At 36.0% G+C, this 13127-nt stretch carries 11 protein-coding genes; 8 read left to right on the top strand and 3 right to left on the bottom strand.

Going from position 1 to position 13127, the window contains the following annotated elements:
* Positions 1-172 precede the first annotated feature (172 nt).
* The gene (locus ACQVD9_RS07595; RefSeq protein WP_264745453.1) at positions 173-2404 is read left to right on the top strand and encodes a bifunctional diguanylate cyclase/phosphodiesterase; all 2232 of its coding nucleotides are present in this window, start codon (positions 173-175) and stop codon (positions 2402-2404) included.
* An 83-nt stretch (positions 2405-2487) separates the two neighbouring features.
* Here the strand turns inward: ACQVD9_RS07595 and ACQVD9_RS07590 are convergent, their stop codons facing one another.
* The 3 genes from ACQVD9_RS07590 to ACQVD9_RS07580 all read right to left on the bottom strand — a co-directional run bounded on the left by ACQVD9_RS07590 (position 2488) and on the right by ACQVD9_RS07580 (position 4733).
* A complete protein-coding gene (locus tag ACQVD9_RS07590; protein WP_264745452.1) occupies positions 2488-2766 on the bottom strand; it encodes a hypothetical protein in 279 nt (92 codons plus the stop codon).
* Positions 2767-2926: 160 nt separating this feature from the next.
* Positions 2927-3343, bottom strand: coding sequence for a hypothetical protein (locus ACQVD9_RS07585; RefSeq protein ID WP_264745451.1), 417 nt, complete (start codon positions 3341-3343; stop codon positions 2927-2929).
* A gap of 199 nt (positions 3344-3542) precedes the next feature.
* Complete coding sequence (locus ACQVD9_RS07580; RefSeq protein ID WP_264745450.1) at positions 3543-4733, bottom strand: amino acid aminotransferase; 1191 nt, start codon at positions 4731-4733, stop codon at positions 3543-3545.
* Between the two features lie 153 nt (positions 4734-4886).
* Here ACQVD9_RS07580 and ACQVD9_RS07575 point away from each other — a divergent pair, with 153 nt between their 5' ends.
* From ACQVD9_RS07575 to aqpZ, 7 genes are all read left to right on the top strand, one after another.
* On the top strand, positions 4887-5639 hold the full coding sequence (locus ACQVD9_RS07575; RefSeq protein WP_264745449.1) for an SDR family NAD(P)-dependent oxidoreductase: 753 nt from the start codon (positions 4887-4889) through the stop codon (positions 5637-5639).
* A gap of 97 nt (positions 5640-5736) precedes the next feature.
* A complete protein-coding gene (gene uvrB / locus ACQVD9_RS07570) occupies positions 5737-7755 on the top strand; it encodes an excinuclease ABC subunit UvrB (RefSeq protein WP_264745448.1) in 2019 nt (672 codons plus the stop codon).
* 271 nt (positions 7756-8026) lie between these two features.
* Positions 8027-8524 carry an OB-fold protein gene (locus ACQVD9_RS07565; RefSeq protein WP_264745447.1) on the top strand — a complete coding sequence of 166 codons (498 nt, stop codon included), beginning with the start codon at positions 8027-8029 and terminating at the stop codon, positions 8522-8524.
* A gap of 199 nt (positions 8525-8723) precedes the next feature.
* On the top strand, positions 8724-10094 hold the full coding sequence (purB, locus tag ACQVD9_RS07560) for an adenylosuccinate lyase (protein WP_264745446.1): 1371 nt from the start codon (positions 8724-8726) through the stop codon (positions 10092-10094).
* 3 nt (positions 10095-10097) lie between these two features.
* A complete protein-coding gene (locus ACQVD9_RS07555; RefSeq protein ID WP_264745445.1) occupies positions 10098-11267 on the top strand; it encodes a ribosomal protein uL16 3-hydroxylase in 1170 nt (389 codons plus the stop codon).
* Positions 11260-11694 carry a GNAT family N-acetyltransferase gene (locus tag ACQVD9_RS07550; protein ID WP_264745444.1) on the top strand — a complete coding sequence of 145 codons (435 nt, stop codon included), beginning with the start codon at positions 11260-11262 and terminating at the stop codon, positions 11692-11694. Before ACQVD9_RS07555 ends, ACQVD9_RS07550 begins: the two co-directional genes overlap by 8 nt.
* Positions 11695-12235: 541 nt before the next feature.
* Positions 12236-12958, top strand: coding sequence for an aquaporin Z (gene aqpZ / locus ACQVD9_RS07545; RefSeq protein WP_264747870.1), 723 nt, complete (start codon positions 12236-12238; stop codon positions 12956-12958).
* Positions 12959-13127: the final 169 nt, after the last annotated feature.

Raw genomic sequence — 13127 nt, 5'->3', positions numbered from 1 at the left:
TATTCCCTTTATTACAAAAATATAATAAACTTCTTATAAGGCAGGAAGCAAAGAGACAAATAATAAAGTAATTTCTAATGCACACGTTTGTATTATTAACTGTTGTACCGTTTAAATACTCTACAACGCCAACTACTGACACTTACCTGCTATCATCTGACAGAGATACTTAATGAATAAAGCCATTGATTTCCAACAAATTATTGAGAACAATCCTTTTATCACTATGCGCTTATCATTTGAAGATGGAGCATGGAAGGTATGGTATGTATCACAGAATGTGAATCAATATGGATTTGATCCTAATGATTTAATGAATAGTATTATCTCTTGGGATGCAATGATCCATCCTGATGATCGAGTAGTTGTTCTGCAACAAGCCAATAGTTATATGATGAAGTCACTTGATGACTTTAAATTGCGCTACCGCATTCTTACAGCAAAAGGTGAAAGTATCCATATAACAGAATACTCTCATACTAATAGAGACTCTCTTGGTAATGTAATCTGTATAGACTCTGTATTACTCAATACAACTACTGTTGAAGTGGATCGCAATATTGCCATTAACCACTTTAAACAACAAGCCGTGATGAATGACATTTTACTTAGTTTGCATGATGTTGATTTAGAAATGTCCTTACAAATTATTTTAGAACGTGTTGGTCGCTATCTGAACACTAGCCGTGCTTTGCTATTTAAGGATAGTCCAGATCATAAAACCTGCAAAGTAGTATGTGAATGGCTCAATAAGCATATAACCTCTATTAAAGACCTAGATTATGCAGTGGCTTATGAAACAGAGATGCCTGAAATTTATGTAGCACTCCAAAATACTGGCTTTTTACTAGTCAACGCAGGAGAAATTCCTGAAAATTGTAAAGAAGAATTTGAGAAGGAGGGGCTAGTCTCTTCTGCTATTTTTGCTGTTTATTTACATGGTCAACATTATGGTTTTGTTTGCTTTGATGATTGCATTATTCACCGTATATGGGATGAAGATACCGCCAATTTTCTAAAAAACATATCCAATATGATTTCGAATGTGCTGTTTAGGATACATACTGAAGAAAAACTAAAACACCAAGAAGAAGAAATACGTAAGATGGCATTCACAGACTATCTTACCGGCCTTCCTAATAGATTTCGTTGTGGCTCTGATCTTATAGATACCTTAAAAAACTCTGAAATAACAGGACAAGGGGGATATGTATTCTTTATTGATCTTGATGATTTTAAAGTCGTCAACGACTGTTATGGCCACGACTTTGGAGATGGGGTATTAGTCAGCTTTGCTAATTATGCACAAGCACTTTTTGCGGAAAAGGCTACTGTTTATCGTTTTGGTGGTGATGAATTTGTGATTATTCTTAATACCGATGATGATACCCTCGCCTACTCCTATCTTAACGATTTGCTAAAACGTACTAAAAAGCCTTGGACAGCAATGGGTAAAGAGTTTTACTGTTCTCTTTCTATTGGCGTTGTAAAGTTTGCTGCACATGGTGATGACTCTCGATCTATTATAAAAAAAGCTGATCTTGCTATGTATCAAGCTAAAAAAACAGGTAAAAATAATTTTGTTTTCTATACAGAAGGGCTTGCTTGTGACAGTATAAAACGCTCAGAAATAGAAACGCTACTGCGTAATGCAATAGAAAATGATTGCCAAGGATTTATTGTATATTATCAACCATACCTTAATACTCAAACAGGTAAAATTATTGGTGCAGAAGCGTTAATACGAATGGTTGATGCTAAAGGTAACTTAATTCTACCTGAACAGTTCCTACCCCTAGCAGAATACCTTGGACTTATTGTTCCCTTAGGCGATTGGATTTTAGAACAAGCAGCTAAACTATGTCATATTATCAATAATATACAGGGACTAGAAGACTTTACTATTACCGCCAATATGTCTCCCAAACAATTTAAACAAAAAGATATTGTTTTAAGAGCAGAACATATTCTAGAAAAATCTAAGGTCAACTTTAACAATATCATCATCAGTATGAATGAAAATATGGCTGTTAATGCCATAGAAAAGATGTTGCAAGTATGCGCTGAACTACAAAAGAAAAATATTAAAGTAGAGCTTAACGATTTTGGTTCTGGCAGCTCCTCTTTTATTAATATGCGCGATTTACCTATTGATGCCATTCAAGTATCAAGTAATTATATAGAAAATATTGATGATCAGTTTACCAATGCTTTTCTAAAACTTGTAACTAAGTTAGGGCATTCTACAGGTAAGTTGATCGTAATGAGCGGCATAGAAACCGACAAGCAATATGATTTCTGTAAAGAAATTGGTATAGATGTTGTTCAAGGTTTTGCCTTGTACTCACCTACTACAGCAGAAAACTTACTAAAGATAATAACTGATAAGAAAGAAATTAATTGAATGGAAAAAAGGCTTTTATAGAAACTGTATAACTCATTTAAAGTCAAAGCCCCTAACTATTTCTAGAAAGGGGCTTTATTCAATTATGCATATTCTATCGTTACATTGTTGTTAAATAAACTTTTCAATATTTCGCCTGTTTTTTGCTGAACTTCTTCCAACAACATACTTCTTTCGCCATTAAATTTTATATATAAAACAGATTGGGGTGTCCGACCATATTTTTTTTCATCAACAGATATATAAGCCTCTACGGGGACAGTCCAAGAAGAGATATACGGTGTAACAGGCATTGGCTCATCATGCTCTACCTGAAAGCTACTTGGTAATTTAACAAGTGCATATACTGGATTAATATTCATTTTTAAATCTCCTTAATTATTATGTGGAGATTTATTTTATTGAATATAACTTATTGATTCTTTTTGCTTTAGCAAGATATATTATTAATTTATTATAACTAATACAAACATTCTATCTTATAATTTATAAAATAGAATGTTTTCTAATCAAGCCAACTAATTATTTACGGTCATCATTTCTTTTATCGGTTACTTGTTTTAAATCGATATCTGTATTTTTTCTATCTTTTTGTTCAACACGTTTACCATCTTGCTTCTGGTCTACGCGTTTTTCACCCTTCTGTTCAGTGCACTTACCGTCTTTTTTCTGACCAGTACGTTTCTCATCTTTTTGATCAGCGCGTTTTTCTCTTTTCTTCTCTACGTTCTTGCCATCTTTTTTAAGCTCTGAACGCTTTTCATCCTTTTGTGCTGTACGCTTACCATCTTTTTTTTCAAGACGTTTTGCATCTTTCTTAGCCTCTTTATTAACATCACGTTTTTGCTGAGATGCTGACTCCCTTTTTGGATCATGATTATCTTGTTGAGCTGATGCATAACCAGCAACACTTAAAGATAATAATGCAGCTATAGACACAGATAATAACTTTTTCATATAGAGTTCCTTGTATTTGATTTAAGTGACTCTATTCTAACTATAAGTTATGTAAGGAAAAAACGTGTATATGGTAAATAATATGTAAAGGCTTATCGCTACACTTAGCTTTTAAAAAATTTTACTACTCCAAAAAATAAGGAGGCATCATAGCCTCCTTATTTAACCATAGCAGCAAGTATTAAATCACTTGCAAAATAGCATCCGTCACAGTTTTGATATTGTTATTATTTAGTGCAGCCACGCAAATACGACCAGTAGCTACGGCATAAATACCATAGTCATTACGTAACTTATCCACTTGGTCAGCAGTTAGGCCAGAATAAGAGAACATACCACATTGCTTAGCAATAAATGAAAAATCTTGCTTAGCGCCAGCTAATTGTTCAACCATTAGGTTACGCATTGCTTTAATACGATCTCTCATACCACTGAGTTCATCATCCCATAGCTTATAAAGCTCTGGGCTGTTTAGTACTTTAGAAACTAACATAGCACCATAGATAGGTGGGTTTGAATAGTTAGTACGAATAACCCGTTTAACTTGTGAAAGAACTCTTGCCGCTTCATCTGCCGAGTTAGTCACTAATGATAATGCACCTACACGCTCACCATACAGTGAGAATGACTTAGAGAATGAACTAGAAACAAAGAAGTTAAGCCCTGATTGTGCAAACAGTCTAACTGCAAAAGCATCTTCTTTAACACCATTACCAAAACCTTGATAAGCAATATCAATAAATGGAATTAATTGCTTTTCTTTAACGACTGCTAGCACTTGCTGCCAATCATCTTCTGTTAAATCAACACCTGTTGGGTTATGACAACAGCCATGGAGTACTACCACAGTATTCTTAGGTAATGCTTTTAAATCAGCTAACAAACCATTACGATCTAAACCGTGAGTATTAGAGTCATAATAACTATAATCATGTACTACAAAGCCAGCAGTAGAGAATAAAGCACGGTGGTTTTCCCAACTAGGATTACTAATCGCCACATCGTGACCATTTAAATAGGTTTTAATAAAATCTGCACCTAATTTTAATGCCCCTGTGCCACCTAGCGCTTGTACTGTTACTACTCGTTTTTCAGTTACTAAGGGTGAATCAGCTCCAAATAATAATTTTTGCACAGCTTGGTCATAACTACCAATCCCTTCAATCGGTAAATAGCTATGAGGAGCACCTGTTGCCACAAACTCAGCTTCAGCTTTTTGGACAGCTTTTAGTAAAGGAATACGCCCTTGCTCATCATAGTAAACGCCTACCCCTAAATTAATTTTATTAGTACGGGTATCAGCCTGATAAGCTTCATTTAAACCAAGAATAGGATCACGAGGAGCAAGTTCAATTTCAGCGAACAAATTCATTTTTTATCACTCTAAAGGTAGATAATAGAATGAACATTATAACGCTATCGTTATAGTATCTAAATAGCTAATTAATAAATTCAAACTTTGTTATTTATTAATGTAACCTAGATGGATAGTTTTTAACTCGCCAAACAAGCATGGAGTATTGTAATGAATGATTTTAATAATAAGGTAGTTATAGTAACAGGCTCTACCACAGGTGTTGGTGAAGGCATTGCTATTGAACTGTTTAATCGTGGTGCAACGGTTATTATCACAGCACGCAATCAAACAGAACTAACTAATACTGCACAACAAATTGACCCAACAGGACAACGTATTATTCCTATCCAAACGGATGTTAAAGATCATTTATCTGTGAAAAGCTTAGTTGATCAAACCATGCAACGTTTCGGCAAACTCAATTATCTTGTAAATAATGCGGGTATAACAGGCCCTCATGGCGTCACTATTTGCGATTATTCAATAGAAGATTGGAATAATGTAATAACCACTGATCTTAGTGGAGTATTCTTTGGGATGAAATATGCTATCCCAGCCATTATAAAAAGTGGTGGCGGTGCTATTGTTAATTTATCAGCCGTAAATGGCTTAGTTGGTATTGCAGGTATTGCCCCCTATACCACAGCTAAACATGGCGTAATTGGTCTAACCCAAGCTGCTGCATTAGAATATGCAGAACAAGGAGTAAGGATCAATGCCATTTGTCCAGGCTATGTTGACACCCCTAATATGCAACAACTACCCAATGATGTTCGGCAGCAAATGGCTAGTACTCACCCAATGAAAAGAATGGCTACTCGTGCAGAAGTTGCTAAAACAGTGGCGTTTCTTCTTTCTGATGATAGCTCATTTACCACAGGTGCTTACTATACAGTTGATGGTGGTTATACCGCACAATAAATATTTAGCGAGTTAATAACTTTTTTACACTTTCAGGGTAGATAATGGGATGATAGTCCCCATATTAGAGGATGAAATTTCTATATTGTAGGTAATCATGAGTAAATTTTTACTAAAAACCAGTTATACACCCGCAGGCGATCAACCTAATGCCATTAAAGAAATGGTGCAAGGTATCGAAGCAGGTTTATCTCACCAAACTTTACTAGGTGTTACAGGCTCTGGTAAAACTTTTAGTATTGCCAATGTAATTGCCCAATTACAACGCCCAACACTCATTATTGCCCCTAATAAAACCCTTGCTGCGCAATTATATGGTGAGTTTAAAAGTTTCTTCCCTAATAACTCTGTAGAGTACTTTGTTTCCTACTATGATTATTATCAGCCAGAAGCCTATGTACCCTCCTCTGATACCTATATTGAGAAAGACTCCTCAATCAATGATCATATTGAGCAAATGCGTCTTTCGGCTACTAAAGCTTTATTAGAAAGACCTGATGCGATTATTGTAGCCTCTGTTTCCTCTATCTATGGTCTAGGTGACCCTGAGTCCTACTTTAAAATGGTATTGCATGTTGATCGTGGTGATAAGCTCGATCAACGCACTCTATTACGTCGTTTAACAGAACTACAATATACTCGTAATGATTTTGATTTTGCCCGTGCAACGTTTAGGGTGCGTGGCGATGTGATTGATATCTACCCTGCTGAATCTGATTTAGAAGCCATTCGTCTAGAACTATTTGATGATGAAGTAGAAAATATTGCTGCTTTTGATCCCCTAACAGGCGAAATCCTACATAAATTACCACGCTTTACCTTTTACCCTAAAACTCACTATGCCACACCTAGAGAAGTTTTATTAGAAGCAGTGGAACACATCAAAGAAGAACTAAAAGAACGCTTAGAGTATTTACAAGCTAATAATAAACTTGTTGAAGCACAGCGCTTAGAGCAGCGTACCAAGTTTGATTTAGAAATGATGGTTGAACTGGGCTACTGCAATGGTATAGAAAACTACTCGCGCTATTTATCAGGCAGAGCACCAGGCGAGCCACCTCCTACCTTATATGACTACTTACCTGATAATGCCTTACTGGTTATCGATGAATCACATGTTACCGTGCCACAAATTGGTGCTATGTATAAAGGTGACCGATCTAGAAAAGAAACCTTAGTAGAATATGGTTTTCGCCTTCCCTCCGCCTTAGATAATCGTCCTTTACGCTTTGAGGAATGGGAAGCCATTAGCCCGCAAACTATTTTTGTTTCTGCCACACCGAGCACTTATGAAGCAGAACATGCTGGCCAAGTGGTTGAGCAAGTAGTTAGACCTACTGGCTTAGTAGATCCCGAGATTGAAGTACGCCCTGCTACCACCCAAGTGGATGACTTACTTTCAGAAATTAGAAAACGGGTTATTAAAGAAGAACGTGTATTAGTCACTACCCTGACTAAACGAATGGCGGAAGATTTAACAGACTATTTGTCTGATCATGATGTTAAAGTTCGTTACTTACACTCAGATATTGATACGGTAGAACGAGTAGAGATTATTCGTGATCTACGAATAGGCACTTTTGATGTATTAGTGGGAATCAACTTACTGCGTGAAGGCCTCGATATGCCTGAAGTATCATTAGTTGCTATTCTTGATGCGGATAAAGAAGGGTTTCTACGTTCCGAACGCTCACTTATTCAAACCATTGGCCGTGCTGCCCGTAACCTACATGGTAAAGCCATTCTTTATGCAGATAGAATTACAGGTTCTATGCAACGTGCCATGGATGAAACAGAACGACGCCGCACCAAACAAATTAGCTTTAATGAAGAGCATAATATCACCCCGATAGGTGTACAACGTGATATTACTGACATTATGGAAGGCGCTAATATCCCTGGTGCACGTGGTGGCAAACGTCGTAGCCTAGCCAAAGTAGCGGAAGAAAGTGGTAAATACGATATTGAATTACGTACTCCAGCAGATTATGCAAAACGAATCAAACAGCTAGAAGAGCAAATGTATAAATTAGCAAAAGATCTAGAGTTTGAAAAAGCGGCACAATTAAGGGATCAAATTCAACTACTACGCCAGCAAGCATTAACTAACAGTTAACAATTTGCTGAACGAATAATGCTATTTTAGCAACCATAATCTAATTGGTTGGAATTAATTAGTCGAATTAAAGTCTAGAGTAAAAGAAGTTATCATTATTTACTATGTCCAAGCTTTATAGCAAATACCTGTAGGCAAATGGATTTACTTTTTATATTAGTTATTAAACACTGAGGGTGGGTTGAGTTTTATAACTAATACAAATAGTTAATTTGCTAAATGCTTGGTAATGATACTTCACCTATATCATATCACTCTGAGGAATTATTAAATGAGCATAAGTAAATGCATTAATACTGTCATAGCAAGTTCTCTATTAGTTTTATTAGCAGGCTGCGCCCATGACCAAGGCACAAAAGACAATCCTACCTCCCATAATGCTAGAGAACAAAAAGCATCTATTGAAACAATATGGAATGACTATAAAGAAAACTTCTCTGAAGCCACTTCCAAATGGACACAAGTAAATATTGTGGTAACAGGCACTGTTAATAATGTTGAAACGAAAGATTTCCCCTCACAACAGAATAAAGACATAGCTATCCCCTATTATCTTGTTACTTTACAAGACCAAGTTAATACAAGCTGCACGGGTGTCATTAAAATGAGTAACGATACAACCACCAAACAACAAGTATCAACTCTCAAAAAAGGTAACGTAGTAACCATTAAAACAAATCTTTATCAACCAGAACGTTTTATTACAGGCGATATTCCTAAATGTTCTTTTTTATTTGACAATGGTGTATTTAAACCAGAAACAAAATAACCTAATTGAACTAAAAATAACGTTAGCAATGATTAATAGGGTAAATCTATAAGCATATCTCACTACCTTATAGATTTACTTATTAACTTTTTAACCTTAAATCAATAACTAACAAACTCACTAAATTTCCTGCCAACAATTTACCTGCTTTAGTGTATAATTCGCACAGTTTTGTTAGCTATTTATTAGGAATGTGTTCATGTTGCTTTCTGCTCTTACTGCTGTGTCTCCTATCGATGGCCGCTATGGCTCTAAAACAAAAGACCTACGCCCTATTTTTAGTGAATTTGGCTTAATTCGTTTCCGAGTCATGGTAGAAGTACGTTGGTTACAACGTCTGGCAAGTCATCCTCAAATTCCAGAAGTAGCTCCTTTCTCTAAAGAGGCTAATGACCTGCTTAATAGCCTAGTGACTGACTTTAAAGAACCTTATGCGCAGCGCATTAAAGAAATTGAAAGAACTACTAATCATGATGTAAAAGCCGTTGAATACTTTATTAAAGAACATGTGGCTAATGTACCTGAGCTTGCTAAAGTTAACGAATTTATTCACTTTGCCTGTACTTCAGAGGATATTAATAACCTTTCACATGCCTTAATGTTACGTGCTGGACGTGATGAAGTCATTGTTCCTACTATGAATAAAATAGTAGAAGCCATTAAAGCATTGGCAAAACAGTTTGCTGATATCCCTATGTTATCTCGTACGCATGGTCAGCCTGCTTCACCTACTACTTTAGGTAAAGAAATGGCTAATGTGGCTTATCGTCTACAACGTCAAATCAACCAAATTATAAGCGTACAACTACTGGGTAAAATTAATGGTGCTGTAGGTAATTACAACGCCCATTTATCAGCTTACCCAGCTATAGATTGGGAAGCCAATGCACAAGACTTTATTGAAAAAGAATTAGGTTTAGCATGGAATCCTTATACTACGCAAATTGAACCCCATGACTATATTGCTGAACTATTTGATGCGGTAGCGCGCTTTAATACTATCCTTATTGATTTTGACCGCGATGTTTGGGGTTACATTTCTTTAGGCTACTTTAAGCAAAAAACTATTGCAGGTGAAATTGGTTCATCTACCATGCCACACAAAGTAAACCCTATTGATTTTGAAAACTCAGAAGGTAACTTAGGTATTGCTAATGCTATTTTACAGCACCTAGCTAGCAAACTACCTGTTTCTCGCTGGCAACGTGATTTAACCGACTCTACTGTACTACGTAATCTAGGTGTTGGCTTAGCCCATAGCTTAATTGCTTATGAAGCTAGCTTAAAAGGTATTAGTAAGTTAGAAATCAACACTAATCGCCTAGCTGAAGATTTAGATAACTGTTGGGAAGTGCTAGCAGAACCTATTCAAACGGTAATGCGCCGTTATGGTGTAGCAAATCCTTATGAAAAACTGAAAGAGCTAACCCGTGGCAAAGGTATTACTCCAGAAGCATTACTAGCCTTTATCGATACCTTAGAAATACCAGATACAGCCAAAACTGAATTAAAAGCATTAACCCCAGCCAACTATATTGGCAATGCTGTAGTACAGGCGACGCGGATTTAATAAATGCAAATTGATCAACCATTAGCTTTATTGGGTGGTATTTCACCCAGTACTTTTATGAAAGAGTATTGGCAGCGTAAACCGTTATTGGTACGTGGTGCGTTTACTGACTTTAAAAACCCTATTAATCCTGATGAGCTAGCAGGCCTATCACTTGAAGAGGAAATAGAGTCCAGAATTGTTGTTGAACATGGTAATACACCTTGGGAATTACTGCACGGGCCTTTTGCAGCAGAAACATTCCAAAACTTACCTGAAACAAATTGGACTTTACTGGTACAAGCTGTTGACCAATTCATTCCAGAAGTCGATCAACTTTTTGAACCCTTTAGCTTTATCCCTAAATGGCGCTTTGACGACATTATGATTAGCTATGCAGCTAAAGGCGGTAGTGTAGGCCCTCACTTTGACTATTATGATGTGTTTTTAATTCAAAGCTATGGTCAACGTCGATGGAAAATTGGTCCACAAGAAAACAGCGAAAGCCCTTGCCTTGATCATCCAGATTTAAGATTGTTAGCTGATTTTAAACAAACTGATGAATGGGTACTTGAACCTGGAGATATGCTCTATCTACCACCACAATTTGCCCATTATGGTATTGCCGAAACAGACTGTATGACTATTTCTGTTGGTTTAAGGGCACCTAGCACACAAGAAATATTAGTGCATTACACTGATTTTCTTAGCCAATTCTATGCAGAAGAATCTCGCTATAGTGACCCTGAACAACAGGCCGTTGCTAAAGATCCACATTTTATTGATACAGCAGCCTTAACAAGACTGAAAAAAACCTTACAGGAAGCACTGCAAGACGATCAAAAGTTGCTTACATGGTTCGGTCAACATGTGACAGAGCCTCGTTATCCTGAACGTTTAATGGGTGAAGCGCTTACCGAGCAAGAACTTGTTAATACTATAGACAATGGTGCGATAGTCATTCGTAATCCAAGTGGTAAACTTGCGTGGTCAATTTTTAATGATGAAGCAATATTGTTTGCCAGTGGGTTTAGCCGTAGTTTCCCAAAACATTATGCAGATTTACTCCGTTTAATTTGTGAAACCAATGCACTTTACCAAGAAAATTTACAAGCTTGGCTCAAAGACCCTATCGTCACTACCCTATTAACTGAATTAATTAAACAAGGAACATTGGAGTTTTTCAATGAATAAGACCTTTGTTCGTAAAGCTGATTGGCAAAAAGATATGGTTGATATCATGCGAATCAGAGAAGCAGTGTTTATTAATGAGCAAAACGTTCCTGCAGAGCAAGAATGGGATGACCTCGATAGTTTATCCACTCACTTTTTAGCCGTCGACGGTAGCTATGCAATGGGAACAGCCCGTTTAACCAAAGAAACTGATGACTGTGCTAGAATCAGCCGCGTAGCTGTGCTAAAAGACTGGCGTGGCTTAAGCATTGGTGATGAGCTTTTACAAGCAGCTATAGAAGAAGCTAAACAGCAAAATTTCAAAAAACTAACCCTTACTGCCCAAACACATGCCACCAAATTCTATAAACGTTTTGGTTTTGAAATAGTAAGTGATGAGTTTCTTGAGGTAGGTATTCCTCATGTAGAAATGCTACTAGCTATTTAATCAATTAATATAGTTATATTACTACTATCTAAATAGCATTTAAAAAATAAGCTCATCCAAGGATGAGCTTATACAAAATTAGCTTTATCACTTCAATACCTCTTAATTATTAATAATAGATCATGGAATGATTCTTATTTATACTTTATGAAATATTCTGCAATAAACATCATAATTTTTACTCATATCTATACATCACATAAATGATAAATATTATTATTAATTTTTATATTTTATTCATTAATAATCAAATAGTTACAATAAAAACAGATGATAATGATTATATTTTATATATTTAATAAAAATCATTATCAAAAAACAATAACACCATAATCTCTAGAACTTTTTTATCACTTTTTTTTTACATATTTTTGACACTAACAATAATAGCCTTACTAAGACATTTTACTTAGTACTTTATTAAAAACTTTTAGCAAAAAGATTCTTCTTACAATTAATACAAGATGACTAGTAAGTTTGAAGTAGTAAGTAAAATTCAACTGAAATACCTAATTGTAATAAAGGAATACATCAAATGAAAATGAATAATTATCTTGCAGAGTTTATTGGTACATTTGTACTTGTTCTATGTGTATGTGGTACTGCTGTTATGAATGCAGCCTATCCTGAACTTGGTGTTGGTTTTTTAGGCGTTGCTTTAGCAGCTGGACTAGCTGTTCTAGTAATGGCTTATGCAGTTGGTCATATTTCAGGCGGTCATTTTAATCCAGCAGTAACTATTGGATTATGGGCAGGCGGTCGTTTCAGTGCAAAAGAAATTACACCTTATATTATTTCTCAAGTAATCGGCGCAACAGTAGCAGGTGGCGTATTATATTTAATAGCCAGTGGCCAAACTGATTTTAACTTAGCAGGTGGCTTTGCCTCTACGGGTTATGGTGAACACTCTCCAGGAGGCTATTCAATGGCTGCTGCCTTTATATGCGAACTCGTCTTTACTGCTATTTTCTTATTTGTCATTATGAGTGTAACTGACAAAAAAGCAGCTACTCAGTTTGCTCCACTCGCTATTGGCTTATGTTTAGTGATTATCCACTTAGCAGCAATCCCTGTTAGTAACGCTTCTGTTAACCCTGCAAGAAGTACAGGCGTGGCACTTTATGCAGGTGATTGGGCATTAGCTGAGCTTTGGTTATTCTGGTTAGCGCCAATATTTGGCGGTGTTATTGGTGCATTAGCTTATCGTGTAGTTAATAGCACACAAAACATTGAAGAAATGGCTGAAACAAATATACCCACTTAATTTCACTAATAATTTATAGTTGAATCCTAATGCTGACTAGCAGTTAAATATAATTAGCCGCTAGCCAGCATAAAGGTTAAATAACATTAATAAATTATCTTATTTATACATTACAATTTAACCAAATATCCTAGAGAAAAAATTAAACACTTATTAGAAAAAATACCAA

The organism is Entomomonas sp. E7T21 (assembly GCF_058693955.1).
This window is presented reverse-complemented; position numbering and strand designations above follow the sequence as displayed.

Excerpts from the sequence above, each read along its gene's own strand:
- ACQVD9_RS07595 (WP_264745453.1), top strand. The coding sequence starts at position 173 with ATGAATAAAGCCATTGATTTCCAACAAATTATTGAGAACAATCCTTTT.
- ACQVD9_RS07590 (WP_264745452.1), bottom strand. The coding sequence starts at position 2,766 with ATGAATATTAATCCAGTATATGCACTTGTTAAATTACCAAGTAGCTTT.
- ACQVD9_RS07580 (WP_264745450.1), bottom strand. The coding sequence starts at position 4,733 with ATGAATTTGTTCGCTGAAATTGAACTTGCTCCTCGTGATCCTATTCTT.
- ACQVD9_RS07575 (WP_264745449.1), top strand. The coding sequence starts at position 4,887 with ATGAATGATTTTAATAATAAGGTAGTTATAGTAACAGGCTCTACCACA.
- uvrB (WP_264745448.1), top strand. The coding sequence starts at position 5,737 with ATGAGTAAATTTTTACTAAAAACCAGTTATACACCCGCAGGCGATCAA.
- ACQVD9_RS07565 (WP_264745447.1), top strand. The coding sequence starts at position 8,027 with ATGAGCATAAGTAAATGCATTAATACTGTCATAGCAAGTTCTCTATTA.
- purB (WP_264745446.1), top strand. The coding sequence starts at position 8,724 with ATGTTGCTTTCTGCTCTTACTGCTGTGTCTCCTATCGATGGCCGCTAT.
- ACQVD9_RS07555 (WP_264745445.1), top strand. The coding sequence starts at position 10,098 with ATGCAAATTGATCAACCATTAGCTTTATTGGGTGGTATTTCACCCAGT.
- ACQVD9_RS07550 (WP_264745444.1), top strand. The coding sequence starts at position 11,260 with ATGAATAAGACCTTTGTTCGTAAAGCTGATTGGCAAAAAGATATGGTT.
- aqpZ (WP_264747870.1), top strand. The coding sequence starts at position 12,236 with ATGAATAATTATCTTGCAGAGTTTATTGGTACATTTGTACTTGTTCTA.